Here is a 26,025-nt window from a genome sequence, read left to right as displayed (position 1 = left end):
CCCCTCCCCTTCGGGGAGCCTTCCGGCAGCCATTCGCTATCGCTCATGGGCCGTCAGTCCCAGCCCCTGCGGGGCAGCCCCCCTTGCAGGGGGGCCCTTCTCGCCCTTCGAAACGCGAATTGGTATTAGTCCATCACGAAGAACATCACAGGGAGAACAGACCATGTCCGAGGAACATTTTCTTCCGCCTCGTGCGGGGAAGGGGGTTCTGTCCCGCGCGAGGGTGAACGCGATTTTAGAGGCCGCAAAGGAGCGAGGAGGGCAGTGGATCTACGTGGGGGCTCCGGGCGGATTCGGAAAGAGCCTTGCCGTTTCGCAGTGGCTGGCCCCGCAGCGCAACAAGCATGCCTGGATCACGCTGGATCCCTACGACAACAACGAGGGCCGTTTCGTCCGCAAGTTCCTGGGAGGGCTCGCCTTCGCCCAGAGGGCCAACCGGAGGTTGGCCCGGGCCGCGGAGCGGGTGAAGCCCCCCTTTCTGGAGTATCTCTTCGACGCCCTGGACCTGCTCCTCCCCAACACCAAAAAGTATGTTCTGGTCCTGGACGACCTTCACCATCTGCGGGACGGGGCGGTGCCGCGGGCGCTCCCCCTGCTCCGGAAACGCCTCCCCTCCGGATTCACCGTCTGTCTCCTGAGCCGGGACGAGCCCCCGGACATCTTCCTGGACGCCATCCTGAAGGGCGATATGACCGTCCTGGGCGCCCGAGACCTGGCCTTCGACGAGGAGGAACTGCGAAGGCTTCTGACTCGAAACGGCCTTTCCCCCCACCGGGCGACCGACCTCCTGAGGCGGACCGCGGGCTGGCCCATAGCGGTGGGGGCCTTTTTGATGGGGAGCGGGGCGCCGGGAGAGGAAAGGGAAAAGGAGGAAGTTTCCCCCGACGGGGCCCTGCAGGGGGAGGCGCTGCTGCGCCGCTACCTGGATGTCCACGTCTGGATCGGTTGGGACGACCGGATTCGGGACTTTCTGATGCAGGTCTCCCTGCCCGCCCTGCTGGACGGACGGCTGTGCCGCCGCCTGACGGGACGACCGGACAGCGCCGAAATCCTCGAGTCCCTGGCCTTCGTCTCCCGTCTGGGAAACGGGCGTTACCGCCTGCACGACCTTTTTCGGGACTTTCTGAGGGAGAAGCTCTACGAAAGCCGCAGTGCCGACGAGATTCATGCCCTCGAGAAAAAGGTGGCCGACGCGCTCTTCGAGGAGGAGGATTACTACGCCGCCGCCGCGCACTACATCCAATGCTCCGACTCCAGGGGACTGTCCGCCTGCTGCGCGGCCTTTCGGCGAATTGCCGCCTCCAGCTCGGTGGAGGACCGCATCGCGTTCTTCAAGGAATACGTGATCGACGGACGCGAGGAGCTGCGCAAGGACCTCTTCGAGGGGAATCTTCCCATAATGACCCAATGCGCCTTCGTGTACTACGTGGAGGGTAACGCCCGGCAATTCCTCCGGCTTATGGATAAGATTGAACGAGAGCTGGAAAGCCGGAGCTCGAAGGACATCTCTTCATCTTCGAAAAAGGCGGACAGGGATGCCATTCAGCTCTTCTGTGCGCTCCGGGCACTGGATTTTCGCAGGCCCCTGGACCGCTATACGGACGAGCTCCTGGAGGGACGAAAGGACCTGAAGCGTCTCCTGCCCGACGGACAGCTCCGGGTGGGGACCTTTACCGCAGCCATGCCCATGCTGCACCGCTCCCTGATAGACCACTCGGACCTGGCCCGGGGCCGCGATCTCTACGTCCAGGCCGCCAGGAGGCGGAGGGCCTTTACTCCCCTTTTGGGAAACGAGCATCAGGTCATGCTGGAATGCCAGCTTGCGGGGATCCTCTACGAAAGCAGCCGCCTCCCCGAGGCCTGTTTCCGGGCCCTGAGGGGCCAGGAGATGATGGAGACGACGCCCTGCAGGGCGGAGGTACGTTTCTCCGCGGACCTGATCCTGTCGGCCATCCTGAGGGCTATGGGACGAGCGGACGAGGCCGCAAAAATCGAGAAGGAGACGGAACGGCGCATCGAGGGGGAGGGGTTCCTCCTTCTGCGCCCGAGCCTTCGGGCCTGGCGCTTCGCCGCCCGCATCGCAGGCGGGGATGGAAAGGCGGCGCGGGAGTGGCTGGACACCTACGCTGCTCCCCTCACTGAAGGGTTACCTCTGTACCGGATGTACCAGCACTTCGTCACGGAACGGGCGCTGCTCGCCGTCCGGGAGGACGCCTTGGCCGTCCTGTTCGGGGAGAAGCTGCTGAGGCTTGGGATGAATTTTCGGCGACGACTGGACATGATCGAGGCCTCTTTGCTGCTCTCGCTCGCTCACAGGAACCTGGGAAACCGCAAAAAAAGCCTCCATTGCATGGAGAGGGCACTTAAGATCGGGGCGCTCTGCAATTTCCCGAGGCTATTCATCGACGACGCGCCCGCCCTCGCCCCGGTCCTCGACACCCTGCTGCGAACCCACAAAACGCATAAGGCCCTCTGGATCGATTTCGCGGTCCGGGTCCGGGCAGCCATGGCGGGGACCGATAAGGTACCCCTGACCTCATCGAAAATGGTGAAGGAAGCGGCGGCGGTCCCCGCCCTGAGCGACAGGCAGATTCGGATTCTGGAACTTCTCGGGAGGAACGCGAGCTACGGGGAGATCGCGAAGGAGCTTGGAATAGCCCACAGCACGGCAAAATACCATGTCCTCAGGCTCTACCGCGCCCTGGGAGCCTCGAGCGCCGCCGAGGCCCTTGCCCGCACAGGCCGGCCCGGGCCCTACAGCTCCGGCTCCGAATCCCCGGGATGAAGCGCTAGGCCCACGTCCCGGATCTTCGGAACGCAGCGCACCAAGTGCTGTCCGCCGCCTCATACATCACCGTCCTGGATCCCCCGGAACTGCGTGCCCTCGTTCACGACTTGGCGGTTCGAATGAGAGAGAGGAACTCCTTGCCTTCAAGTACTGCCCCACACTTTTTCCCCTCAAAGTCATCGAACGGAACTTTTTTGGCGAAGGTCAGCAACACCCGAAATTTTTCTTCTTTTTTTATGTTACACTGGAGGAAACTATGGACTCGTTCCGAACCCGATCGGCCTCCCGACGGGGACGGCCGAGGGCGCAAGGGGATGGTGCGGATGGACGACAAGGGGGAAATCGTCAGCAGCTGCGACGTGGATGAAAACATCGCGCTTCAGATATGGACCAAGGGGCTCTCCCCCCGTCTCGTTGTCCTCAACAAGAACAAAAACTCCAGAAAACTGATTCACCTTTCAGGGATGGAGAATCGGGAGCGCAAGCTCGCCGTCCAGGGGAAGAAGAGGACGGAGAGCTTCAGCTACGAGATCGCGGACCTTGTCCCCCTCCTGCAGCGCATCCTTTCCGAGTACGCCGTGTACACGGCGTTCCGCCCCAGGCTCTGGAAATTTTCCATCGACCTCGAAAAGGTCCTCCACGCACCGGAGATCGTTACGGACAGGGGGGAACTGCACCTTCTGTCCGAGGAGAGGCGGTCCTCGCTCTGGATCGCCGACTTCACGGAGGAGGACAAAAAGAGGGGGAGGTTCCGCCCCTTCTTTCCCCTCTCCCCCGAGGAAGGGCAGGCCCTGTCGGCGAAGCTCGAGATACGGAACGACGAACGCACGGCGGACCACCTTATCAAGACCGGGGCCGTGCGTCAGCTGGCGGGCGCACGACCGGCGCGCTGGCACAGCCCGGTTCGGATAGCCGCCACGGCCATGCTGTTGGGCTTCTCCTTCTGCCAGGCGGACGGATCGGACTTCGTCGACCTGCTCTGGCGGGGAGAGGAGCCCCCCGAGACGCCGGGCCTCCCCAAACCTGCGGAGCCCGGAAAAGTTTCCTTCACGCTGCGGGACCCCCGCCTCATGGGGCTGGGATGCAAGCTGGCGGCCTTCATACGGCACTTCGACGCCGTGGACAGGATCGAGGAACGCATCTCCATGGACAGCGACAAGGAGCTGCAGGAGCAGGGGTACGAACGCAAACGCCGACTGACCTTCCCGGACGGGACCCTGGGGGACGTCTCCTACTCCGTGACGTTCTTCGACGACGAGCGGGGGCGGATGGCCCTGGGCTGCAAGCCCAAGGCGGCGACCCTGCGCCATAAGGGCGAGCTGGTCTACAGTTTCCCGACGGAGATCTACGAGCAGGCCCTCCTGCACGACACCCTGGGGGGCCCGCCGGACGATTTCTTCTCCGTCGTGCAGCTGGCCTGGGCCCGGCAGTTCCGGAACTGGTACGACGACGTGGCGCTTTACGTCTCCCCCTTCGCCGGACTGATCTGACCCGGGCGAGTGGGAAATCCCACCCTCAAAACCATCCCATTTCGACGCGAAAGAGGATCAAACGCATTTGTGCGAAGCACCCCAACACTATAAAATACGGGGCGGGACAGAAGAGGCTGCAGCATCCGACTGTGTGCCGTATTTCCATTTTGACAGGAGGGGATTGGCATTATGTTGAAGATGTTCATGGTTTCCCTTGTGTTGGCCGGCTTTTCGGCTTTTCCCGCCCCCTGGGACGCGAGGGCGGATATCGGCCCGGCGGCGGAGAATGTCCTGGTGGCATCCGTCCCCCAGACCGAGTCCTCCGACGAGGAAAAGGCGACTTTCGACGGCGAGGCCGCCGAGATCAAGGAGAATGAGGAAAAGCCCGCCCCGTCGAAGACGGAGGCCGGGTCCGCTTCGGACGAACGGGGCAACGCCGCCCTGTCCGCGCAGCTTGCGGAGCGCGAGGCCGACTTGGCGCGACGCGAGGCGGCCCTTGCGGAACGGGAGGCCGACCTGGTGAAGCAGGACAAGGCATCCTCCGCATCCTCCGTGGAGGTTGCGGAACGGGAGGCGGAGCTGGCCAAACGGGAGGCGGCCCTGGCGGAGCGTGAGGCCGAGCTGGCGAATCAGGGCAAGTCCGCCTCGGCGTCGTCCGCGGAGCTCGCGGCACGGGAGGCGGAGCTGGCCAAGAGGGAGTCGGCCCTCACGACACGCGAGGCCGAGCTGGCGAACCAGGACAAGGTCTCCATCGCCTCGTCCGCGGAGCTTGCGGAGCGCGAGGCGGCGATGAAGGATAAGGAAGCCGCCCTTACGGCCCGCGAGACCGAACTGGAGAGGCAGAGCAAGGCATCCTCCGAGTCGTCCGCGGAGCTCGCCGCCCGCGAGGAGGATCTGAAGAAGAGGGAAGCGGCCTTGGCCGAGAAACGCGAGGCGGACCTGGCGGAGCGTGAGGCCGAGCTGAAAAAGAAGGAGGCCGCCCTGACCGAGAAGGAGGCGGCTCTTCAGAACAAGGAGATCGCCCTGATGGACAAGGCGCCCGTGGTCGCCGAGGCGCCGATTGCCGTACCCGACGTGAACGGGCCGGGAGCGGTCGTCGTCAAGAAGGAAAACGGCCTGATGAACTGGACGGAGAACTACATCGAGGCCACGGGCATGGCGGTGGCCCCCACGGGGATGAAGGGGGCGCAGGGCAAGGCGCTTGCGCGCAGGGGCGCGACCCTGGACCTTCAGCGCAACCTCCTGGAGTTCATGAAGGGAGTCCAGATCGACGCACAGACAACGATGAACGATTTCATGGCCGAGGACCGCGTGCGCTCGGAGATCTCCGGCATCATCAAGAACGTGGAGGTCATGCGCGGCGAGTGGGACGGGGAGGCCTATACGGTCACCGGTCGGATCAAGCTGCCCCCGGTCCGGGCCGTCGTGGCTCCGAAGATCCCGGTCGACAAGACGTACAAGGAGCCCAAGCCCAAGAAGTCGGCCGGCCGCTACACGGGGCTCGTCATCGACGCCCGTCACCTTCCGCTGGTGCCCTCGATGAGCTTCCGCGTTCTGGACGAGTCGGGCAAGCCCGTATACGGCATGGAGTTCGTGGATTACGACCGCTTCCTCCAGTCCGGGCTCTGCGCCTACTACAACAACATCAACTACGCGAAGGGCGAGGTCCACGTCGCCGGCAACCCGATCGTCGCCAAGGCGCTGAAGCTGAAGAACGGAAACGTGGACATCGTCGTCAGCAACGCCGTGGCCGCGAAGGTCCGGGGCAGTTCCTACGACTTCCGCAAGGACTGCAAAGTGATCGTGGTCTCCAAGTAGGCGCCGTTCGATGAGAAAAGCTGCGGGATTCGATGCGGTTCGGCCCCTCCGGAAAGGAGGGGCCTTCGGAATGGCGGCGCTGTGCCTTATTCTCCTCGCCCTGACGGCGGGACTCGTTCCGGACGAGGCATGGGCCGCGAAGAAGGCCGCCCCCAAGCCGGCGGCGGGAAAGTTCATCACGGTCGAGGCGGAGGGCTACGCCCCCATCGTCGACGGGGCGAAGAACAAGGCCCGGGAGGACGCCAAGCGCTCCGTCATGCGCGAGGCCCTGGAGAAGGCCCTGGGCGCCTACGTCACCGGCATCACGGAGATGAAGAACTTCGAGGTGGTGAAGGACAAGGTCTTCTCCCAGTCCCAGGGGATCGTCAAGAGGATGGATATTCAAAGGGAGTGGGAGGACTCCGACGGCTTGCTGCACCTGTCCGCGGTCTGCGACGTGGCCGAGGCGGCCCTGGATGGGGTGCTTGGTCCGGCGGTCATCGATGCGCTGGGCAACCCGAGGATCATGGTCCTGCTCGACGAGCGGATCGGAGACAAGCCCTCCTTCCTCTCCACGGCGGAGAGCGAGGTCCTGCGGGTCTTCGAGAAGGCGGGGTACCTGCTGGTCGACGCCACCCAGGCCGGGACGCTGAAGGATATCGACCTGGCCGCGGCGCGGAGCGCGGATGACCCCGAGAAACTGAGGGAGATCGCCCGCGACTTCCAGGCGGACGTCCTGATCTACGGCAAGGCCTACGCCAGCTCCTATGCGGATCAAAAGATAAGCGGCGTCCGCATCTACGGGGTGCGCAGCACCGTGCAGCTCAAGGCGGTTCTGGCCGCGTCGGCCTATCAGCTCGGCTCCGACACCTACGAGGAAAAGCAGAAGGGCACCTCCCTCGAGGACGGGGCCGTCAAGGGACTGAAACCGGGGGCCAGCCGCGCGGGCAAGAGCCTGGTGAACAAGATCGCCTACGCGCTGATCTCGGGCTCGGCCGGGGGCATCCCCGGGCGGACGGTCAAGATCAAGCTGACCGGCGTCGCCTTCAAGGATGTGAAGGCCCTCAAGGAGGAGCTCTCGGGCATCGAGGGCGTGACCGGCGTCTACCAGAGGCAGTTCCGCAAGGGCGAGCTGGAGCTGGACGTCGTCTCGGACAAGACGGCGGAGGACCTGGCCTCGATCCTGTCGGACAGGGGCTGTGAGATCGACGGGGTCTCCGGTTCGCTGGTCGAGGGCCGCGGTGCGGAGGTCCCCGCGCCATGACGGGCCTGCGGCGCATGCTGGGGATTTCCGCCTCCGTCCTGTGCTTTTGTCTCTGCGCCCCGGGGCTGGCGGCGCCCCTGGCCGAACCCGTCCCGGCGACGACGGAGGACCTGCTTCAGATGACGGAGGAGAGCCTCTATGCCGATTGGCAGGAGAACCGCGCCTTCGTACGGGGCGTGGGACGCGTGGTGCAGAACACGGCCCAGGGCAGGCTTCTGGCGCGCCGGGCGGCCCTGACGGATGCGCGCCGCGGCCTGCTGTCGCTGCGCCAGCGCATCCTGGCGGACCCGGAGCTCCGGGGACGGGCGCTGTGGCTCGCGGGCCCCGTCCCTCCGGTACGGATCCTGACCGAGAGGATCGAGGGCGGGCTGTACTTTATCGAGGTCGAGACGGCGCTCTCCCGTCTGCTCGGCAAGCGCGGGGAGGCCTACGTGGCGGGCGAGATGAAGCGGCTGCACCTGAAATAGGACAGCTTCTTTCGAGCATACGCGGCGGTCCCGGCTGTGGTCCTGTAAAGCGTTTCCTTAAATCAGTGTTTCCCTGAAAATTCTTCAAACTCTTCAAGGAGGAGATGTCGGTGGTATCGAAATGTTGTCGGGCGGGGCTCGTCCTCGTCCTGGGGTTGTTTTTCCATCTGACGCCGGGGGCCGCGCACGCGGCGCTGCCCAACGGGTCGATCGCCGTGCTGGTCAAGAGCGCCTCCGCCCAGGAGGCGGCACAGACGGCCTCGGTCTTCACGCGCCAGCTCCTCGCCAAGGGGTACAAGGTGGTGGACCCCAAGAAGCTGGAGGCCATCCGGCGCAGCAAGGCCGCGGCCCTGGCGCTGGACGGCAATGTGGACGCCATCATGAAGCTGGGCAGGCAGTACGGGTTCAGCACCATGATCACGGCTCAGGTGGAGGCGGGAAGCCCCGTGCTGAACGAGTTTCAGCTTTACACGGGCACATCCTCCGTCGCCGTCATGGTGACGGCGTCGAACGGGAGCCAGATCTACGCCGACACCGTGGCGGGCAAGCAGGTGGGCTACACTCCATCGGAGGCCAAACAGAAGTCCCTCGAGGCCGCCGCCGCCCTGGCCGTCAAAAGGATGACGGAATAGGAGGCCCCGCCATGAGACGAGAGCATGGCCTGCGCCGGGGTATTTTATCCATTCCGGCAATCTTGGCGACCCTGGCAGTCCTGGTAATATCCCTCGCCCTGGCGGGCGCCGCCGCGGCGCGGGAAAAACCGCGCCTGGCGGTTCGGGAGTTCGAGAACAAGGCGGGGGGCGACATTCCCGCCTCCGCCATAACCGAGATGATGACGACCGAGCTCTACGAGGCGGGGCTCTTCACCCTGGTGGAGCGCGAGAAGCTGCACTACGTCGGGGAGGAGATTCGGCTGAGCCAATCGGGACTCATGGACGAGTCCACGGCCCCGGAGCTCGGCAAGATCAAGGGGGCGCAGTACTCCATGACGGGGGCCGTCACGGAGTACCACTACAAGGCGGCGGGAGGAGCCGTCCCCATCCCCGGGATCGGAGGGGTCGGAGGAGCCTCCAACACGGCCTACGTGACGCTCGACATCCGCATCATCAACAACGAGACGGGCGAGGTGGCCTACGCGGCCGCGGAGCGCGGGGCCTCCAACCAGACGCTGGGCGGCCTCGTCACCAAGTACGGCGGGTTCGGTGCGGGGAAGATCAACGGCATCCTGGCCGCGGCGACCCGGAAGGCCGTGATGAAGCACGTGGAGAGCATGAGGGGCCTGCGCCTCGATTGACGGCATGGAGCCATGGAGTGTCCGAACAAAAAAGCGGAGGTGCTTTTGATTATGAGGGTGCGTAAGAGCGTTGTGTTGGCGTGGTTGTTTGCCCTGACCCTGTTTGTCCTTCCCTCCTGGGCAGGGGAGGAAAAGGTGCGGATCGGCGTCTTCCAGTTCGAGAGCAAGGCGTCCGGCGTGTCGCAGCAGCAGGCCAACGCCGTCATGGACCTGATGACCCGCGCCCTCGCGAGCTCGCGGTCCATCGCGGTGATCGAGCGGGAGCAGCTGGACAAGGTGGGCAAGGAGATCCGACTGGGACAGTCGGGGCTTGTGGACGCCAGCACGGCGGCCGAGGTGGGGCGCGTCGCCGGCGTGCAGTACATCCTTCTGGGCGCGGTCACGGAGCTGAGTAAGAAGGCCTCGGGAGGGGCGATCCCCCTCTTCGGCAGCATCGGCATCGCGAGCGGGTCGGAGGAGGCGCAGGCCACCATCGACGTCCGCATCGTGGACACCTCGACGGCCGAGATCAGGCTGGCGTTCTCCGAGACGGGCTACTCCTCCAACGAGGTCTCCGGCCTCTACCTGGGCGGAGCGGTCCTGGCGGAGGGCACCTTCGACGGCCTGGAGGGCCGCGCTATCTCGGACTCGGTGACGCGCCTGGCGGCCCGCATCCGAGGCACGCTCGGCGGGGAGAGCTCGCACGTCGTCGCGGTGGCCGACAAGGAGGTAACGATCGACATCGGCTCCTCCATGGGCGCCAAGGAAGGGGCGCTGTATCTGGTCTACGCCGACGGCAAGACGATCCTCGGCATGAACGGCGAGACCATCGGGCAGGAGCGCCTGGCCCTCGCCGTGCTCAAGGTCCGCGAGGCCACGTCCACCTACAGCAACTGCACGTTCGTCAAGGGGGGCAAGGCCTCCCTGGTCCGCCGCGGGGACAAGGTCGAGCCGATCAGCAGCAGGATGATCAAGTCCCTCAAATTCGCCAGCTCCCGTCCCGCCGCCTCCAGCGGGACCTTCGAGCAGATATTCGGAGACGCCCCCAAGGACGGCGCGGAACCCCAGGCCGCCCCGACGGCCTCGGACACCCCGAATGCAAACACCGAGACTCCGTCTCCGGCAACCGTCACGGAGCAGCCCAAGCCGGACGAGAAGCCGGCGGCGGGCGAGGCCAAGGTCATTCCGGGGCTCGACCCCAACCAGTCCACGGACGCCAAGGTCATCGAGACCTACGCCATCTCGGGCGGGGACAAGAACCTCCTGGGGATCATGCAGCGCAACGCCTACAACAAGTTCAATAACGGCAAGTACAAGGACGCCTACGCGGAATTCTCCAAAGCGGCGGATGCACACCCCTCCGTCAACTACCTCTCGGCCTACTGGGCGGGGGTCTCCGCGCACAAGTTGAAGAAGACGGACGAGGCGCTCCAGTGGATCGACAAGGCGCTGGCGATCAACCCGGACTACAAGCCAGCCCAGGATTTCAAGTCGAAGACCCTGAAAAAGTAATTCACTCCCCCTGCTAGCGGGCGAGGTATTTCCCATCGAAGAACGGCGGAGCTCTTTAAGGGCTCCGCCGTTCTTTCGTCTACCGTGAGCGGATGACACGAACGGTATGTTTGATCGATATCACTTGTATGCTATCATTACCCTTGCACATCTCTTTTCGTTGAAAAAGTTTTTTGGAACAACCAGAGCTGAAAGGTTTGGAAGGAAAACTTTATATGAGGAAGATAGCAGTTTACGGCAAGGGTGGAATAGGCAAGTCGACGACGACGTCCAACCTCTCGGCTGCGCTGGCGGAGCGGGGGCTCCGGGTGCTGCAGATCGGGTGCGACCCCAAGGCGGACTCGACCAAGACCCTGATGGGGGGACGCGCCATTCCGACCGTACTGGAACGGATGAGGGAGGGTGCGGATTCCGTACGACTCGAGGATATCGTCTTCGAGGGGTATGGGGGGTGTCTGTGCGTGGAGTCCGGAGGTCCGACCCCGGGGGTCGGATGCGCGGGGCGCGGCATCATAGCGGCCTTCGAGAAGCTCGAGGAACTCGAGGCCTACGAAAGGTTTCGGCCGGACGTGATCCTCTACGACGTTCTGGGGGATGTCGTGTGCGGCGGGTTTGCCATGCCCATACGGGGCGGCTATGCCGACCACGTCCTGATCGTTACCTCGGCGGAGAAAATGGCTTTATTTGCGGCATCGAACATCGCCTGCGCCATCGAGAGCTTCGGAAAACGCGGCTACGCCAGGCTGGCGGGCCTGATCCACAACTCGCGCAACATCGCCGACGAGGACCGCCGGGTGGCCGAGGCCGCCGAGGCGCTGGACACCATTGTGTTGAAGAAGATCCCGCGCAACGGCGACGTCCAGACTGCGGAGAATCGCGGCTGCACCGTCCTCGAAGCGCTCCCGGACAGCCCCATGGCAGCGGAGTACCGCGACCTTGCGAAGCGCGTTCTCGAGGTGTGCGGGGGATGAACGGCGCGTTCGAGGACACGCTTCACTACACATCCCCGGCCCATGGCGGCTGGGGGATGGTACGCATCGGGATGCTCGTTCCGGAAAGCGTGCAGCTGTTCGTATGTCCCTTCGCCTGCGGGCGCCACGGGGCCATCGGGGCGATGCGCCAGGGGTTCAAGGACCGGCTGGCCTACCTCTACGTCGACCAGAACGATATCGTCCGGGGCTACGACGACCAGATCCCCGGGGCCGTGGAGGAGCTCCTGGACGCGCTGCCCCGGCGTCCCAGGGTCGTACTGATCTTCCTGAGCTGTCTCGACGACCTGATCGGGACGGATCGGGAGGCTCTCCTGGAGGTCCTGCACGGCCGTTTCCCCGATCTGCGCTTTCGGATATGCCACATGAATCCGATCTCCCTCGACTCGAAATCCCCACCTCCGGTTACGATCCGGAGGCGCATCTACAGCCTGTTGGAGCCCTCGGAGACGAAGGAGACGTCGGTCAACAGCATCGGCAACCTGGAGGCGGTGGCCCCGGAATGCGAGCTGCACCGTGTCCTCGAGGGCCTGGGCGCGGGCGAGCTTCGGCACATCTCGCGCTGCAGGACCTTCGAGGAGTTTCAGCGGATGGCCTCCAGCCGGGCGAACCTCGTCCTGGCGCCAACCGGAGTGCAGGCCGCGAAGGATATGGAGCGAGCTTTGGGAATCCCCTTCCTCCTCCTGCCCGTGAGCTACCGCATCGGGGAGATCGAAGCGGGCTACCGGCAGCTTCGGGACTTTCTGGACCTATCGGGCGCCGAGCCCGATCTCTCCGCCGAACGTGCGGCTGCGCTCGTCGCCGTCGAGGCGGCCCTGCGAGCCGTCGGGGACAGGCCGGTGATCGTGGACGCGTCCGCCGTTACCCGCCCCTTCGGCCTCGCCCGAGCCCTCCTGGAGTACGGGTTCTCCGTCCGGCGCGTGGTGGCCCAAAAGTGCATCCCCATCGATCGGAAAAGCCTGGACTGGCTGGAGGAGAATCGGCCGGACGTGGAGCTCGTGCAGCCTCAGCATCACAGGGCCGTGCGATTCGAGGGGCGTCTTGCGGAGGCGCTCGCCATCGGGGTGGACGGCGCCTACCTGGCGGGGGCCAGACGTGTAGTGGACCTCTTCGCCGATGGGGCGCTCTTCGGGTTCCATGGGCTGAGGGTCCTGATGGAACGGATGCGTGCAGCCGCCGAGGCCGAGACGGACCTGGAACGCCTGATCGAGAGCTACGGGCTGGTGGTGTGATGGCACGCCTGTCCCTATGCCTTCCCCCCTTCTCCCCGGATTACTCGGGGATCTCATCGGTCTTCTTCGACCTCCCCGCCGTGGTCGCCATCCACGACGCCTCCGGATGCACGGGCAACTACACGGGCTACGACGAGCCGCGGTGGTACGGGGCGGGCGCGGCGATCTTCTGTTCGGCCCTGAGGGACATCGATGCCGTGATGGGGGACGACGAGAAGCTGATCGGCCGCATGATCGCCGCATGCCGGGACCTGGACCCCAAGCTGACGGCGCTGGTCGGCAGCCCCGTCCCGATGGTCGTCGGCAGCGACATGAAGGGCATCGCCACGGAACTGGAGGCCCGGACCGGGCTGCCGGGTTTCGGGTTCGACACCACGGGGACGGCCTACTACGACCGCGGAGTTTCCGCCGCACTGATCGCCCTGCTGGAACGCTTCGCCGAGCCCTCCCCCTCCGTGCCGAACACGGTCGGCATCGTGGGGGCGACCCCGCTCGACTTCGCCGATGGGGTCGATATCCGCAACCTCCAGGACGCCCTGCAGGAACGCGGCGTCGAGGTCACAGCGACGCTGGCGATGAGATACGACCTGGAGGCGCTGCGGCGCGCAGCCGCGGCCCGCGTCAACCTGGCGGTGTCGCGAGCAGGCTTTCTGGTCTCGAAATGGATGTACCGCCGGTTCGGAACGCCGTATCTCTGCGGCCTGCCGATGGGGGCGGCCTCCCTCAAGGCGTATTTCCAGGCGCTCGGCGCCATGCTGGAGGGCGAGCTTCCCGAGCCCCGGATACTGAAGGGCGAGCCTCCGTCCGAGCATCCGGAGGTCCTGGTGGTCGGGGAGCAGGTTCAGGCCAACGCCATCCGATGCGCCCTCGGAACGGAATTTGGGGTGTGCGATATTGCCGTGGGCTGCATCTTCGGCATGGAGCCGGACCTGGCCCTGCCGGGGGACCGGAACCTGAGGGACGAGGCGGAGATTCGGAACGCGATGAACTCGGGCCCCTCCCTGGTCGTGGGCGACCCCTTCCTCGAGCCCCTGCTGCGGGACGACTCCGTGAAGTTCATCTCGTTTCCGCTCTACGCCGTATCCAGCCATCAGTCTCCCGTTGCGCCCGTTCGCCATATCGGCGGACGTTTCAACAAGTCGTTCTCCGCGCTTCTTCGGCGTCCCGACCCCCGCGCCGATAAGTGCGCCGGAGCGAGGGGGGCGGAACCCGTCCCCCGGAAACTTTCCTGAGTGTCGCTTGACTGTCGCTCGAGACTTGAGACTTGAGAAAGGATGATGTTCCGCATGAAGTTTACGTACGATCGTCTTTCCTATCCTTCGGGACTGTTTTGTACCGTTCTGCTGCTGTTTTTGAGCCTCGCCGGGGCCGCGTCGGCCGCCTCTGACGCGGCGAAGGGGGCTGCGTCCGGGGAACCCGGCGCGGAGAAGGCGACGCGGGTGGTCGTCGACCACACCGGCAAGGAGGTGCGCATACCGGCGAAGATCGAGCGCATCGTCATCACGGGCCCCTGGCCCCTGCCGTCCGTCTACTGCCTTTTCGAGGGGGCCGGGGACAAGCTGGTGGGGATCCATCCCGGCTCGATGTCGGCCGCGAAGCATTCCCTGCTGCCCCGCGTGGCGCCCGGCATCCTGAGGGCCAGCACCGAGTTCCTGAAGGGGGACGTGCTGAACGCCGAGGAGCTGCTCAAGCTGAAGCCCGACGTCGTGTTCTACAGGGTGGAGACGGCAGCCCACGCAGGGCAGCTGGCCCTGACGGGCATTCCCGCCGTGGGGTTTTCGACGGCCCTCTCGGGGTTCGACACCATCAAGACCTTCGAGAGCTGGGTCAAGCTCCTTGGAGAGGTTCTCCAGCAGGAGGACCGGGCGTCCGGAATCGTCGAATACGGCCGGAAGACCTACGACGAGATTCAGGCCGCGCTGAACGGCGTGAAGGGCCTCAAGAGGCCGCGCGCCCTGATCCTCTTCAACTACGGCGAGGGGAACATCAAGACGTCGGGAAGCAATTTCTATGGGCAGTACTGGCTGGAGTCCACCGGGGCGGTCAACGTCGCCTCGGAGCTCTCGGGGGTGGCGGACATCAACATGGAGCAGATCTACGCCTGGGACCCCGACATCATCTACATCACGAACTTCAGCCGCCACATGCCGGAGGACCTGTACGAGAACGCGATCCCCGGACACGACTGGAGCACCGTCAGGGCGGTGCGCGAACGGAAGGTCTACAAGTTCCCGCTGGGCATGTACCGCTGGTATCCGCCCGCATCGGATACGCCCCTGGTGCTGAAGTGGCTGGCGAAGAAAAATCAGCCGGAGCTCTTCGCGGACGTGGACATGGACGCCGAGGTGCGTGCCTACTATAAGCGCTTCTACAACCTCGACCTGACGGACGAGGACCTTCGCAGGATATTCAGTCCCGCGCGCGAGGCCGCCGACGCCAAGTGAACATGCGGAAGCGGTGGATTTTTTTCCTGCTGGCCCTTCTGCCCGTCGCCGCGGCGGTGCTCTGCCTGGGAATCGGGCGCTATCACGTCGGCGTCGGAGAGACCCTCGAAATTCTGCTCTCCGCGCTGAAGGGCCAGAGCGCCGCCTCCACGGCCCATTCGGTCATCTGCAAGGTGAGGCTTCCCCGGATCCTGCTGTCCCTCTTCGTCGGAGCGGGGCTCTCGGTTGCGGGAGCCTCCTTCCAGTCCCTGTTCAGCAATCCGCTGGCGACGCCGGACACGCTGGGCGTCGCCACGGGGGCCTCGTTCGGCGCGGTGCTGGCGCTCCTGTTCTCCCAGAACCTGCTGGCCGTGCAGGCCTCCGCCATGGTCATGGGGCTCGCGGCGCTGCTGGCGACGACCCTCATCAGCCGGGTGCGGGGAAGGAGCACCGTCGTCATGGTGGTACTGGCCGGGATGGTGGTGTCAGCCCTCTTCCAGGCCATGGTCTCGCTGATCAAGTACGTGGCCGATCCGGAGGAGGTGCTCCCGGCCATCACCTATTGGCTGATGGGAAGCATGTCGCGCGCCAGCTTTCACGGGATCGCGATGGGCGTCCCCCTGATCGTGGGGGGGATGGCCGTCCTCTTTCTGCTGCGATGGAGGCTGAACATCCTGTCGCTTCAGGAGGACGAGGCAAAGTCGCTGGGCATCGATCTGAGGAAGCTCCGTCTGACCGTCATGACCGCCGCGACCCTGATCACCGCGTCGTGCGTCTCGCTCTGCGGCAACGTGGGGTGGGTGGGGCTGCTGATTCCGCACGCCGCACGGATGGTCTGCGGCAGCGACAACAAACGGATCGTCCCCATAAGCATGGCTTTGGGGTCGGCGTTCATGGTTCTCATCGACACGGCGGCCCGCAGCATCACCGCGGCGGAAATCCCGGTCTCCATATTGACGGCAATCATCGGCGCGCCGTTTTTCATCCTTCTGCTGCGCCGGACAAGGGGGGCTCGACTGTGATCTTCGAGGTTCAGGGAGGATATTTCGGCTACGATTCCGTCCCGGTCCTGCGGGACATCGCCTTCTCCGTCAGGGATCGGGAGATCCTGTCGGTACTGGGGCCGAACGGCGTGGGCAAGACCACGCTGCTCCGCTGCATGATGGGGCTCCTTCGCTGGAAAAAGGGCGCCAGCACCATCGACGGACTCGACCTCTCCCGCCTGAGCCCGCGGGAGGTCTGGAGGCGCATCGCGTACGTTCCGCAGTCCAAGGGGACGGCCCTGTCCTACACCGCCCGGGAGATGGTCCTGATGGGGCGTTCCGCCCGTCTGGGGCTCTTTGCGCAGCCGTCCCATGCCGACGAGGCGGCCGCGGAGCGGGCCATGAATCTGGTGGGCGTAACCCACCTGGCGGACAAGCGATGCAGCTGCATGAGCGGCGGCGAGCTGCAGATGGTGCTGATCGCCCGCGCCCTGAGCGCGGAGCCGGAGATGCTGGTGCTGGACGAGCCGGAGTCCAACCTGGACTTCAAGAACCAGCTGATCGTCCTGGAGACGATCGAGCGCTTGGCGCGCGAACGGGGCATCGCGGCCGTCATCAACACCCACTACCCCGCCCACGCCCTCAAGATCGCCGACAAGGCCCTGATCCTGAGCCGGGACGGCACCAGCCTGTGCGGTCCCGCCGAGGAGGTCCTGAACGAGGAGAACATGCGCAGCGCGTTCGACGTCCGAGTGAAGATCGCGGATTTCCTCTTCGAGGGATTCCGCTACAGGAGCGTCATCCCCATCGCGACGGTGTGAATTTTTCGATACGAGAGGGAGGTTTTTGCGATGAAAAGTTTGTTTTCGCCGACGTGCCGTTTTCTGCGTCCGGAGATCCGGCTGTTGATACTGTTGTTGTGGAGCCTGTGTCCGGCCTTTGTCCTGGAGGCCGCTCCGGCGGCGCCCGACCGGGATAAGCCGGCCGCGGCCTCCCGCATCGTGGTCGACCAGCTTGGGAACGAGGTCGAGCTTCCCGCCGAGGTGAACCGTGTGGTCATCGCTTCCGCCTGGCCTCTCGCCTCGGTGTTCTGTCTCTTCGAGGGCAGCGTCGAGAAGCTGGTCGGTTTGGACCCCGCAATCATCAGTGCGGCCGAGAACTCGCTCCTGATCAAGGTCGCCCCCGAGATCGTCCATGTTCCGAGCGGCTTCAGCAAGAACGGGATCCTGAACGTGGAAGAGCTGCTGAAGCTGAAGCCGGACGTGGTGCTTTACGCCTCCGCCGTGCCCGGGGATTACGAGGCGTGCAAACGGGCCGGGATCCCTGCCGTGGGCTTCAGGCTCGACGTCAAGGGCTTCAACGCGGTCGAGACGATCAACAGCTGGATGGAACTGCTGGGCCGCGTGATGAACACGAACATCGAGGCCAACGATTTCGTCGCCTACGGCAGGGAGATGCAGGCCAAGGTCGAGGAACGTCTCAAGGGGGTCCCCCAGGACAAAAAACCGCGATGCATGTTCATCCACGGTTACGAGGCCCTGGCGATCCGAGTCCCCGGGGCTTCGTCCTGGGCGGACTACTGGATCAATGCTTCGGGAGGCGTCAACGTCGCCGCCGAGGCGGGGAAGGGAACCCAAGGCGTCAATATGGAGCAGATCTACGCATGGAACCCAGAGAAGATATTCATCACCAACTTCCTCCCGCTCCTGCCCGACGACCTTTACGAGAACAAGGTGACCGGCCACGACTGGGCTCCCGTCGAGGCCGTGAAGCAAAAGGCGGTCCGCAAACTTCCCCTGGGGATGTACCGCTGGTACGTCACCTGCTCCGACTCCGCCCTGATGCTGCTGTGGATGGCCAAGGAGAACCATCCTGAGCTCTTTGAGGATATCGACATGAACCGGACGGTAAAAGATTTTTATAAGAGGTTCTATGGGCTTTCTCTGAGCGACGAGGAGGCCGCCTCCGTGTTCCGCCCCAAACGGGAGGCTGCGGCAGGGATATAGTCCCGATTCATCCATCGTATGCCTCGTTGTTTCCGTTCGCCTTGCCTGCGGGCGATTGGAAATCGGCGTAAAAGAACGGCGGGGCCCGTAAAGGGCTCCGCCGCTCTTGCGTCAATCCGGTATGCTTGCCGTGCGGGTCACGGAGCGCCCCCGAACGACGCCCCCGGGGTCAGAACGCCCGAGTCCATCGTGTACGCCGTCCTTCCGTAGTTCAGGGCCTCCAGGTCGTGAGAGACCAGGATCAGCGTGACCCCCTCCCCGTTCAGGTCCGAGAAGGTCCTCATGATCTGCCCCGCGGACTCCCTGTCCAGGTCGGAGGTGGGTTCGTCGGCGATGACGAGCTGGGGCCTGTTGATCAGGGCGCGGGCGATGACCGTCCGCCGCAGCTCCCCCCCGGAGAGCTCCGCGGGGTAGGAATCCGCCAGGCGCTCTATTCCGAACTTCCCCAGAAGATGCCGGGCCGCCCCCTCCCCGTCCCCCCCGCGCCGGTAGAGACAGAAGGGAAGCAGGACGTTCTCCAGGACCGTGAGGTTGGGCAGCGCCGCCGCGTTCTGCGGGATGAAGCCGATGGACTGATTTCTCATGAACGAGAGCTCGCGGTCGCCCTTCCCCGCAAGGCTCCGGCCGTCGATCTCCACCGTGCCCGACGTGGGCGCCAGCATCCCCGCAATCAGGTTCAGCAGCGTGGACTTCCCGCTCCCCGACCGGCCGATGATGTTGACGTAATCCCCAGCCCGCACTTCCAGGGAGACCCCGTTCACCGCAAAAAAACGCCCTCCGCCCCGCGGGTACTCGCGGGACAGATCCCTAAGCCGTACGATAGTCTTCTCTTCCATGCTACAGGTCCCTCATGGTGTCGTAGATGTCCGCCCGACTAGCCCTCACGGCGGAGCGCGCCGCCGTCAGCAGGCCGGTGAGCACCGATGCGACGATGCTCGCCGCGCCCATCAGGAGGAGGACGGTCGGACGCGGCAGCAGGAAGGGCAGGCTCAGCGTCTCCGTCGCCATGGGGCCGAAGACGGCGATGGCCGCTCCGCCGAGAAACGTTCCCAGAACCGAGCCATAGAGGCAGATAAGGAACACCTCGGCCAGGGCGAGGCGTATCAGCTTCCCCCGGGTCGCGCCCAGGACCCTCAGGACGCCCATCTCCCTCCTGCGCTCGCCCAAGGTCATCGCAAACACGAGGGCGATGACGACGACCGCGAGGACCCACACCAGGAGGATGAACCCCTTGATCAGGCCGGATACCAGGTTCAGGCCGGACGATATCGTGTTGACGAACTTCTTGCTGAACAGGGCGTAGATCCCCCGTCCGTTGAGCTTTCCGTTGAGCGCGCGTGCGGCCTTGACCGAATCGTAGCCGGGGGCCAGCTTGATCATGACGGTGGAGATGAGGCTCCCGTCCCGGGTCAGGGGATGCTTCAGGATCCGCTCCGCCTCCCTGGCCAGGCCGGCCAATGTCTCCCGGGTCATGAACACGGTAGCGTCGAACCCCATCCCCGTCTGCTCCAGCCGCCCGGCCACGGGGAACCCCTTCTTGAAGAAGGTGAGCTCGTCCCCCTCGTCCCCGGCCACGTGATGCCCCAGGATGACCTCGCCGTCCTTCAGGTCCCGATGCAGGGTCCTCTCCAGCCAGGGCTTGATCAGGAAATCGGTCCCGTAGTCGATCCCCACCAGCTGCACCGGATAGGAACAGCAGGAGGCGTTCAGCGTCGCCAGGAAGGTCTGAGGGGACATCCTGTCGATGCCGATCTCCCCGTCCCGGTCGGCCTCCCGGAGGAGCTCCATCACGTCGCGGGGAAGGTAGAAGGTCGAGGGCTTTCCCGAGAGCAGGATGCTGTCGATGTGGGGATCGTACCCCTCGGGGACCACCATGATGTCGGCCCCCAGGCGGTCGGACATGCTGGACACGCCCCCGGACAGGCTCAGGGAGAGGACGGACCCCGCGTAGAGCGAGAAGGAGAAGAGCAGGATCACGAGGACGAGACAAAAGCTCCTCCGGGGCTTCCTGCGAATGTTCTTTCCCGCGAGCTCGAAGGTCGTCAGGCGCATCTCAGCGGCCCCGGCCCACGAAGCCGTGGATCAGGGCGACGACGTTCACCAGCACGAGGGCGGACACGAGGACGGTCACCGCCGGCATGGTCGTTGTATGGCAGGCCATGTCCGCGGCCTTGCAGAGCCCGCACTCCCAGCCCCAGCCGGCCTTGTCCCCGATGACGAGGGTCCGCATGGGGACCAGATAGCACAGCAGGGCCGCCACAATCGAAAGGACGCCGGAGAGGGACGCGGCCCACCGCTTCCGATGGCCCCAGAGAGCCAGAAGCGACAGGACGACGATCAGCGCCCCCATGCCCGCGATAAAGATCCCGCTGTAATGGCACATCATGTACTTTCCGTTCGGCATGGGGCCGCAGACCGGGAAGAGGACGAAGGGCGTCAGGGCAAGGACCGCACCCAAAAGAAGGTTCAGGACGAGGAAGGCTTTTCTGAGCATGGTCATCTCGCCTTCTGCAGCGCCTGACGCACGGCGATCTGAAACTCCCTGTGCGTCACCGTCGCGCCGGAGACGGCGTCCACCTTGTCGATGTCCTGGACCTTGAGCAGCTCGCCCGGATACTGCCTCATCCCCGCGACGGAGATCTGGCACAGCCGATAGTTCGCCTCACTGTCGTTCTTCCCGTAGTTCTCGTCCTTGACGTGCCCCTCGGCGTCGGTCGCGGTCATCTGACAGTCCACGATCGCGTTGTTCTCGATCTTCAGGACGACCTTGGTGCCGCCGCCCCCGTTCTCGCTGCGGTATTCCCCTTCGTAGACGCCGTCGCGGTAGCCCCGGGACGTCCCCTTCAGGACGAACGCCGCCGCAGCGGCAGCAATGACGATCAGGACCACGGCGGCCACGACATAACGACTCTTCATGCTCTTCCTCCGCTCTCTCCGGGCTCGAGGGGCCGGGTCTGGTCGATGTCCTGGACGATCTTCCCGTACTCGAGCACGATCTTCCGCTGGGCCACGTCCCCGACCTCGGGGTCGTGGGTCACCACGATGATGGTGGCCCCCTCGCGGTGCAGGGTCCTCAGGATGTCGATGACGATGCCCTCGTTCTCCTCGTCCAAGTTCCCCGTGGGTTCGTCCCCCAGGAGGATGTCCGGCGAATTGATCAGGGCCCGTGCGATGCACACGCGCTGCTGTTCCCCTCCGGAGAGCTGGCTGGGAAGGTGGCGGGCCCGGTCCTTCAGCCCGACCTTCTCCAGAGCCTCCAGGGCCTCCCCCTCGTCGGGCATGCTGTGATAGTACTGCGCGACCATGATGTTCTCCACGGCGGTCAGATAGCTGATGAGGTGAAACTGCTGGAAGATCAGCCCGATCTTGTCCCTGCGGATGCGGGTGAGGCTTGCGGCGTTCTCCCGGCTGATGTCGTGTCCATCCAGGACGACGCTCCCCGACGAGGGGCTGTCCATGCATCCGATGAGGTTGATCATCGTGGTCTTTCCCGAACCCGAGGGCCCCATGATGGACAGCCAGTCCCCGGCGTTCACGGTCAGGTTGATGTCCGAAAGGGCGTGAAGCGTGCCGTAGACCTTCGATACGCCCTTCATCTCCAATATCTTACCCAAATTTATTCCCCCCTGAGCACGATGGCCGGATGAATGTCCATCACCTTGCGGACGGGCAGGATCGAAGCGAGGATGGTGATGGCGATGAAGACCGCGATGGTGATGGGAATGAGGAGCCATTGAAAGTGGATGGCCCTGCCGAAGACGCTCAGGCTGACCTGCTGCGCGAACTCGAAGCCCAGGAGAACCCCAAGGGCCCCCCCGATGAATCCCAGCAGAACCCCCTCCCCCAGAAACTCGCCTATGATGAGCCCGTTCTCGGCTCCCAGCGCCTTCTTGAGGCCGATCTCCCGCTTGCGCTCCGCGACCATCGCCATCATGGTGGTGTAGACCGAGATCATGGTGATGAGCAGCACCACGATCGTCACCAGATAGACCAGGGCCTGCAGCTTGCCCAGCACGATGTCCTGAGACTGCGTCAGGCGCCGGACCGCCCGCGGCTGCACGTTCGGAAGCTCGGCCTCGATCGCGGACGAGAGCGTCCCCAGCCCCTCGGCGTCGGCCATGACGCTGCACTCCACGACGTCGCCGCGGAACGTGTCGCCGATCAGCTCGTTCAACATGTCGACGTCCGTGAAGATGAAGCCCTCCTCGGCCCCCCCGGTGGTGATGATGCCCCGGACGTAGAGCTTCCTGCTGAAATACTGCGTGCCGACGTCCTTCTTGACGTTCTCCTCGGCGCTGAAGGTCTGCTTGGACGCGACGGCGCTCTGCCCGTACTTCACGCCCTTGACGACGAAATCGTCGCCCAGGGAAAGGTCCAGCGTCCTGGCGATCTCCTTGCCCACCATCACCTGGTCGGGCCTGTCCTTCGTCCCCCATTCGCCCTCCACGTACCAGAAGGGGCTGTTCTTCCGGGCCTCGTCCAGGTCGGTCCCCGCGATGATGTAGGGCTGCTCGTTGATCTTGACGGTCTGATAGCGGTAGGGGGCCATGCCCACGATCCGGTCCCCGCCGATGATGCGCCGGACCGCCTCCAGATCCCCGCGGAGGATCTTCGTGTCCCCCCTGGGGAGCAGGACCAGGTTGGCCCCGTAGGAGCGGAACTCCCGTCCCAGCTGCCGTGGAATGTCGTAGTAGATCGTGACCAGCCCCGACAGGGTCGTGGCCCCGATGGCGATGGCCAGGACGGCGACGATCAGGCGGGAGCTCCTTCGGACGAGGGAGCTGACCACCATCTTCAGATACATGCGCTCTCGGCTTGTCGCTTTACTTGCCATGCAGGACCTCCGTAGGCTTCAGCTTCAGCAGGTATCGGATGGCGGGGACGCTGCCGAACAGGACGACGAAGAAAAGGATGGCCGAGACGATGGGGATCACCATCTGCGCGATCTCGATGCCGGATCCGAATACCGTTCTTCCAATGACCTGGGCGAAGCCGATGCCCAAAAAGTAACCGACGACGCCCCCCGCAAACCCGATCAGCATCACCTCGGTCAGGACGAACAGGATGATCTGGGCGTTGAGCGCTCCGAGCGCCTTCAACAGCCCCAGCTCCTGGCTCCTCTCGATGACGCTCGCGGTGATGAGGTTCGATATCGCGAGGGCCGAACCGATGGCGCTGAGGATGGTGATCAGGGTCATCAGGAAGGTGGTCTTGTTCAGGATCGTCCCCTCGGACTCCGCGACCTGCCGGACCGGCTTGGCGACCCCATCCCGCACGACCTCCTGAATCTGATGGCAGATGGCGCTGACATAGGCCGTGCAGTACCAGGTTTCATAGTCCGTGGGGTTCAGACTCTGCGGATCCTGGGCCGCCCGCCTCGCCAGCTCGTTGTCCGGCGTGGTGATGGCGGAGACCTCCATCCGGGAGATCTTCTCCGGGAGCCCCAAAAGCTCCTGGACCATCCTCAGGGTCCCCACGATCTGCTCATCCCCGGTCCCGCCGTCGGTGTAGATTCCCTTGACGACGACCTGCCGGGTCCGGTCCCCGTGGCGCAGCGTCAGGGTGTCCCCCAGCGAGACGTCGTTCCGGCCCGCCAGAAGGCTCCCCACCATCACAAAGCCGTCGTCCTCCTCACCGAGCCATTCTCCCTTCAGGTCGATCTGCCACCAGTTCCTCAGGGGCTGCAGCCCCGTATCCAGCGTCTCGCCCGTAGGCAGGACGGCGTGTTTCCGGACCCAGCTTCCGACGAGCGGGACCTCCGCCCCCTCCGGGCCAACCCCATCCACGCGCACGCTCCCCTCCAGGAGGGGGGCGAAATCGACGATGTTGAAGCCCCAGAAGATCGTCTTGACCTTCAACACGTCCTCCTCATGGAGGAACTTGTCGGTGACGCCCTCACCCTCGCTGAGCCCGTAGAGGTCGTTCATGAGGGCGGCCTCCTTGTGGCGCACGACGATGTTGGCGCCGTACACCTTGAGCTCGCGGTTGACCTTGTCCCCGATCCCCAGCATGACGTTCATCATGGCCGTGGACAGGGAGACACCCAGGGTGACGGTGAAGGCGATCATCAGCATCTTGCTCTTCTGGCGGACGATCGTCCGCCGTATCATTCTCCAGAACACGGGAGCCTCCTACTTCTTCTACTTGAAGCGTTTTTCATGGCGCTCCAGTTCCTTGACGTCGATATAGATCTTCGAGTCCCTGACCTCGTAGGGGAACGGGATGGGATTGCACCCCCCCCGGAACCCGATGGTGTTCTTGTTCATGACGACGTCGCAGCGGCGGCAGACCACGTCCTCGTCCCCGCGCTCGTAGTAGCCGGCGATGCCGCAGATCTCACAGGCATCCAGCCCCAACCCATAGGCGTTTCCCGCGGGTTTTTTGACGACGAGAAACCTCACGTTGTACCCGCCCGGGGTGTCGTAGGCGAACTTGTGAAGGTGGCCGTCGGAGACTTTGTCCAGCGCAATGGTTATGACCCCGCCGTCGAGGTCGTAGGACTCGGGCTGGAGGTCTGCCGGCGGTTTGGTGTCGAGATAATTGAGGACCACCACGATCAGGACCGTGGCGGCCGACCAGAAGAACAGGCCGGCGGACCAGCGGCGGCACCCGCGAAGCCGGGCCCTCTCCTTCCGCAGCAGGGCCTTGTTGCGAAACTCGCCCACGACCCTCCGGTGCGTGGCGAATACGTACAGCAGCATCAGAAGGGCCAGGGCCAGCTGGGCAAAGACGAATACGTTCTGAAACCGGTCCCCGAAGATCATGAGCTCGAACACGAAATCCGAGAGCCCGATCACCTTGAGGCGCTGAAGCGCCGCCACGGCCCGGACCCCGTACTCCAGGAAGAAGAGAAGGAGGGAGCCGCTCAGAAACAGGACGGACGCGCCGTCCCCAAGGGCCCGGTGAACCTCGAACGCGCTGAGCGCGAGCATCAGGCACACCCCAAGGCCAAGGACGAAGCCGATGCCCCTCAGCAGCGCGCGCGTGCTGAGGCCGCTCTCACCGAAATAGACGAACTCCTGAGTGTATTGAAAGATCTGGGGCATGAGATAGGTCAGGGAGAGGAACGTCAATGCCGCCAAAACCGCCCTGTCGATCCATCGGGCGTCCCTCCGTCCCCGAAGCAGGGCCCCGGACAGGATAATCCACAAAAAGGCGACCGAGGCCGCCGCCGCAATGACCACCACAGCCCAGCGGTTGAATCGCATGAGGGGGAGGTTCATGCCCTTGGGGTCGAACAGCCGAACCCCAAAGACGACCCCGCCCCCGAGAATCCCTGCCGCCGCTCCGGCCCAGACGATCAGACGATCGGCCCTTCCCTTGAAGCGCAGGATATAACTGAAGATCAAACCGACCATCAGGGAGAACGAGGCGAGATGATCGGTGACCGCGACAAGATATTTAAGAATGGGGTTGACCTCCGGACTTGTCAAAAATTTCCGCGGGGCACACCGCATTCCGAACGGCAGGAGGCCGGACGAAAGGAGACGCCCCGCGGAACAGAGTAACTAACCTGTCCCCTTACAAGTTGGGACTACTGGTTCTGAAGCTGCTCCCCGGTGTAGTTCCAATCGAACTCGGCGGTATGGGTCTGGAAATAGTCGTTTGCCTTCTCCTTGGCGGGAACGCCGGTCTCGGGGTCGGTGTGAAGCAGATAGTCCGTGGGGGGCTCGATGATGAACTTCAGCTTATAGCGTCCGACCTTCAGGCCCTTCTTGATGTTGGCGCCATAGTGAGGGCCGTCGTCGGCGTTCATGGGCATGAAGTTCCCCTCCATGATGACCGTCTTGCCCTGAGCGTCGAGAATCTGGTACTTCAC

24 protein-coding genes are annotated in these 26,025 nt (G+C 64.4%); 15 read left to right on the top strand and 9 right to left on the bottom strand.

Annotated elements, in window-relative coordinates:
* The first annotated feature begins 163 nt into the window (after positions 1–163).
* The 15 genes from Q0176_RS09410 to Q0176_RS09340 all read left to right on the top strand — a co-directional run bounded on the left by Q0176_RS09410 (position 164) and on the right by Q0176_RS09340 (position 18,206).
* The gene (locus tag Q0176_RS09410) at positions 164–2,785 is read left to right on the top strand and encodes a LuxR C-terminal-related transcriptional regulator (RefSeq protein ID WP_299302038.1); all 2,622 of its coding nucleotides are present in this window, start codon (positions 164–166) and stop codon (positions 2,783–2,785) included.
* Positions 2,786–3,111: 326 nt separating this feature from the next.
* The gene (locus Q0176_RS09405; protein ID WP_299302036.1) at positions 3,112–4,278 is read left to right on the top strand and encodes a hypothetical protein; all 1,167 of its coding nucleotides are present in this window, start codon (positions 3,112–3,114) and stop codon (positions 4,276–4,278) included.
* A 171-nt stretch (positions 4,279–4,449) separates the two neighbouring features.
* Positions 4,450–6,078, top strand: a complete 1,629-nt coding sequence (locus Q0176_RS09400) for a hypothetical protein (RefSeq protein WP_299302033.1) — start codon at positions 4,450–4,452, stop codon at positions 6,076–6,078.
* 70 nt (positions 6,079–6,148) lie between these two features.
* Positions 6,149–7,321, top strand: a complete 1,173-nt coding sequence (locus Q0176_RS09395) for a hypothetical protein (RefSeq protein WP_299302031.1) — start codon at positions 6,149–6,151, stop codon at positions 7,319–7,321.
* Positions 7,318–7,788, top strand: coding sequence for a hypothetical protein (locus tag Q0176_RS09390; protein ID WP_299302028.1), 471 nt, complete (start codon positions 7,318–7,320; stop codon positions 7,786–7,788). The genes Q0176_RS09395 and Q0176_RS09390 overlap by 4 nt, the downstream gene beginning before the upstream one ends.
* Before the next feature lie 110 nt (positions 7,789–7,898).
* Complete coding sequence (locus Q0176_RS09385; RefSeq protein WP_299302025.1) at positions 7,899–8,420, top strand: hypothetical protein; 522 nt, start codon at positions 7,899–7,901, stop codon at positions 8,418–8,420.
* Between the two features lie 11 nt (positions 8,421–8,431).
* Positions 8,432–9,082: a CsgG/HfaB family protein gene (locus Q0176_RS09380; RefSeq protein WP_299302022.1), complete on the top strand. Its 651-nt coding sequence runs from the start codon at positions 8,432–8,434 to the stop codon at positions 9,080–9,082.
* Positions 9,083–9,133: 51 nt separating this feature from the next.
* Positions 9,134–10,573, top strand: a complete 1,440-nt coding sequence (locus Q0176_RS09375) for a CsgG/HfaB family protein (RefSeq protein ID WP_299302019.1) — start codon at positions 9,134–9,136, stop codon at positions 10,571–10,573.
* A gap of 215 nt (positions 10,574–10,788) precedes the next feature.
* On the top strand, positions 10,789–11,544 hold the full coding sequence (locus tag Q0176_RS09370; RefSeq protein ID WP_299302016.1) for a nitrogenase iron protein NifH: 756 nt from the start codon (positions 10,789–10,791) through the stop codon (positions 11,542–11,544).
* Positions 11,541–12,794: a nitrogenase component 1 gene (locus Q0176_RS09365; protein WP_299302013.1), complete on the top strand. Its 1,254-nt coding sequence runs from the start codon at positions 11,541–11,543 to the stop codon at positions 12,792–12,794. Before Q0176_RS09370 ends, Q0176_RS09365 begins: the two co-directional genes overlap by 4 nt.
* Complete coding sequence (locus tag Q0176_RS09360) at positions 12,794–14,026, top strand: nitrogenase component 1 (RefSeq protein WP_299302010.1); 1,233 nt, start codon at positions 12,794–12,796, stop codon at positions 14,024–14,026. The genes Q0176_RS09365 and Q0176_RS09360 overlap by 1 nt, the downstream gene beginning before the upstream one ends.
* 54 nt (positions 14,027–14,080) lie before the next feature.
* Entirely contained in the window at positions 14,081–15,238 is a 1,158-nt protein-coding gene (locus Q0176_RS09355) for an ABC transporter substrate-binding protein (RefSeq protein WP_299302007.1), read from the top strand.
* Between the two features lie 2 nt (positions 15,239–15,240).
* Complete coding sequence (locus Q0176_RS09350; protein ID WP_299302040.1) at positions 15,241–16,239, top strand: iron ABC transporter permease; 999 nt, start codon at positions 15,241–15,243, stop codon at positions 16,237–16,239.
* Positions 16,236–17,021 (top strand): ABC transporter ATP-binding protein, encoded by a 786-nt coding sequence (locus Q0176_RS09345; RefSeq protein WP_299302005.1) that lies wholly within the window; start codon positions 16,236–16,238, stop codon positions 17,019–17,021. The genes Q0176_RS09350 and Q0176_RS09345 overlap by 4 nt, the downstream gene beginning before the upstream one ends.
* 30 nt (positions 17,022–17,051) lie before the next feature.
* The gene (locus Q0176_RS09340) at positions 17,052–18,206 is read left to right on the top strand and encodes an ABC transporter substrate-binding protein (protein ID WP_299302002.1); all 1,155 of its coding nucleotides are present in this window, start codon (positions 17,052–17,054) and stop codon (positions 18,204–18,206) included.
* A gap of 137 nt (positions 18,207–18,343) precedes the next feature.
* Here the strand turns inward: Q0176_RS09340 and Q0176_RS09335 are convergent, their stop codons facing one another.
* The 9 genes from Q0176_RS09335 to Q0176_RS09295 all read right to left on the bottom strand — a co-directional run.
* Positions 18,344–19,042: an ABC transporter ATP-binding protein gene (locus Q0176_RS09335; RefSeq protein WP_299301999.1), complete on the bottom strand. Its 699-nt coding sequence runs from the start codon at positions 19,040–19,042 to the stop codon at positions 18,344–18,346.
* A gap of 1 nt (position 19,043) precedes the next feature.
* Entirely contained in the window at positions 19,044–20,258 is a 1,215-nt protein-coding gene (locus Q0176_RS09330; RefSeq protein ID WP_299301996.1) for an FtsX-like permease family protein, read from the bottom strand.
* Between the two features lies 1 nt (position 20,259).
* The gene (locus tag Q0176_RS09325; RefSeq protein ID WP_299301993.1) at positions 20,260–20,700 is read right to left on the bottom strand and encodes a DUF4418 family protein; all 441 of its coding nucleotides are present in this window, start codon (positions 20,698–20,700) and stop codon (positions 20,260–20,262) included.
* 2 nt (positions 20,701–20,702) lie between these two features.
* A complete protein-coding gene (locus tag Q0176_RS09320; RefSeq protein WP_299301990.1) occupies positions 20,703–21,122 on the bottom strand; it encodes an FMN-binding protein in 420 nt (139 codons plus the stop codon).
* Entirely contained in the window at positions 21,119–21,802 is a 684-nt protein-coding gene (locus Q0176_RS09315) for an ABC transporter ATP-binding protein (RefSeq protein ID WP_347712486.1), read from the bottom strand. The genes Q0176_RS09320 and Q0176_RS09315 overlap by 4 nt, the downstream gene beginning before the upstream one ends.
* 20 nt (positions 21,803–21,822) lie before the next feature.
* Positions 21,823–23,040, bottom strand: coding sequence for an ABC transporter permease (locus tag Q0176_RS09310; protein ID WP_299301984.1), 1,218 nt, complete (start codon positions 23,038–23,040; stop codon positions 21,823–21,825).
* Complete coding sequence (locus Q0176_RS09305) at positions 23,030–24,328, bottom strand: ABC transporter permease (protein WP_299301981.1); 1,299 nt, start codon at positions 24,326–24,328, stop codon at positions 23,030–23,032. Before Q0176_RS09305 ends, Q0176_RS09310 begins: the two co-directional genes overlap by 11 nt.
* An 18-nt stretch (positions 24,329–24,346) precedes the next feature.
* On the bottom strand, positions 24,347–25,639 hold the full coding sequence (locus tag Q0176_RS09300) for a Fe-S-containing protein (protein ID WP_299301978.1): 1,293 nt from the start codon (positions 25,637–25,639) through the stop codon (positions 24,347–24,349).
* Between the two features lie 101 nt (positions 25,640–25,740).
* Positions 25,741–26,025: iron transporter (locus tag Q0176_RS09295; protein ID WP_299301976.1), on the bottom strand; the 285-nt coding region annotated here is incomplete at its 5' end.

The organism is uncultured Fretibacterium sp. (assembly GCF_938040765.1).
In the GTDB taxonomy this organism is placed as follows: domain Bacteria; phylum Synergistota; class Synergistia; order Synergistales; family Aminobacteriaceae; genus CAJPSE01.
Note: the sequence above shows the minus strand (reverse complement) of the source record. Positions and strands in the feature narration are given on the sequence as shown.

Coding starts and splice junctions, on each gene's coding strand:
- Q0176_RS09410 (WP_299302038.1), top strand. CDS start 164: ATGTCCGAGGAACATTTTCTTCCGCCTCGTGCGGGGAAGGGGGTTCTG.
- Q0176_RS09405 (WP_299302036.1), top strand. CDS start 3,112: ATGGACGACAAGGGGGAAATCGTCAGCAGCTGCGACGTGGATGAAAAC.
- Q0176_RS09400 (WP_299302033.1), top strand. CDS start 4,450: ATGTTGAAGATGTTCATGGTTTCCCTTGTGTTGGCCGGCTTTTCGGCT.
- Q0176_RS09395 (WP_299302031.1), top strand. CDS start 6,149: ATGGCGGCGCTGTGCCTTATTCTCCTCGCCCTGACGGCGGGACTCGTT.
- Q0176_RS09390 (WP_299302028.1), top strand. CDS start 7,318: ATGACGGGCCTGCGGCGCATGCTGGGGATTTCCGCCTCCGTCCTGTGC.
- Q0176_RS09380 (WP_299302022.1), top strand. CDS start 8,432: ATGAGACGAGAGCATGGCCTGCGCCGGGGTATTTTATCCATTCCGGCA.
- Q0176_RS09375 (WP_299302019.1), top strand. CDS start 9,134: ATGAGGGTGCGTAAGAGCGTTGTGTTGGCGTGGTTGTTTGCCCTGACC.
- Q0176_RS09370 (WP_299302016.1), top strand. CDS start 10,789: ATGAGGAAGATAGCAGTTTACGGCAAGGGTGGAATAGGCAAGTCGACG.
- Q0176_RS09365 (WP_299302013.1), top strand. CDS start 11,541: ATGAACGGCGCGTTCGAGGACACGCTTCACTACACATCCCCGGCCCAT.
- Q0176_RS09360 (WP_299302010.1), top strand. CDS start 12,794: ATGGCACGCCTGTCCCTATGCCTTCCCCCCTTCTCCCCGGATTACTCG.
- Q0176_RS09355 (WP_299302007.1), top strand. CDS start 14,081: ATGAAGTTTACGTACGATCGTCTTTCCTATCCTTCGGGACTGTTTTGT.
- Q0176_RS09350 (WP_299302040.1), top strand. CDS start 15,241: ATGCGGAAGCGGTGGATTTTTTTCCTGCTGGCCCTTCTGCCCGTCGCC.
- Q0176_RS09340 (WP_299302002.1), top strand. CDS start 17,052: ATGAAAAGTTTGTTTTCGCCGACGTGCCGTTTTCTGCGTCCGGAGATC.
- Q0176_RS09335 (WP_299301999.1), bottom strand. CDS start 19,042: ATGGAAGAGAAGACTATCGTACGGCTTAGGGATCTGTCCCGCGAGTAC.
- Q0176_RS09330 (WP_299301996.1), bottom strand. CDS start 20,258: ATGCGCCTGACGACCTTCGAGCTCGCGGGAAAGAACATTCGCAGGAAG.
- Q0176_RS09325 (WP_299301993.1), bottom strand. CDS start 20,700: ATGCTCAGAAAAGCCTTCCTCGTCCTGAACCTTCTTTTGGGTGCGGTC.
- Q0176_RS09320 (WP_299301990.1), bottom strand. CDS start 21,122: ATGAAGAGTCGTTATGTCGTGGCCGCCGTGGTCCTGATCGTCATTGCT.
- Q0176_RS09315 (WP_347712486.1), bottom strand. CDS start 21,802: ATGAAGGGCGTATCGAAGGTCTACGGCACGCTTCACGCCCTTTCGGAC.
- Q0176_RS09310 (WP_299301984.1), bottom strand. CDS start 23,040: ATGGCAAGTAAAGCGACAAGCCGAGAGCGCATGTATCTGAAGATGGTG.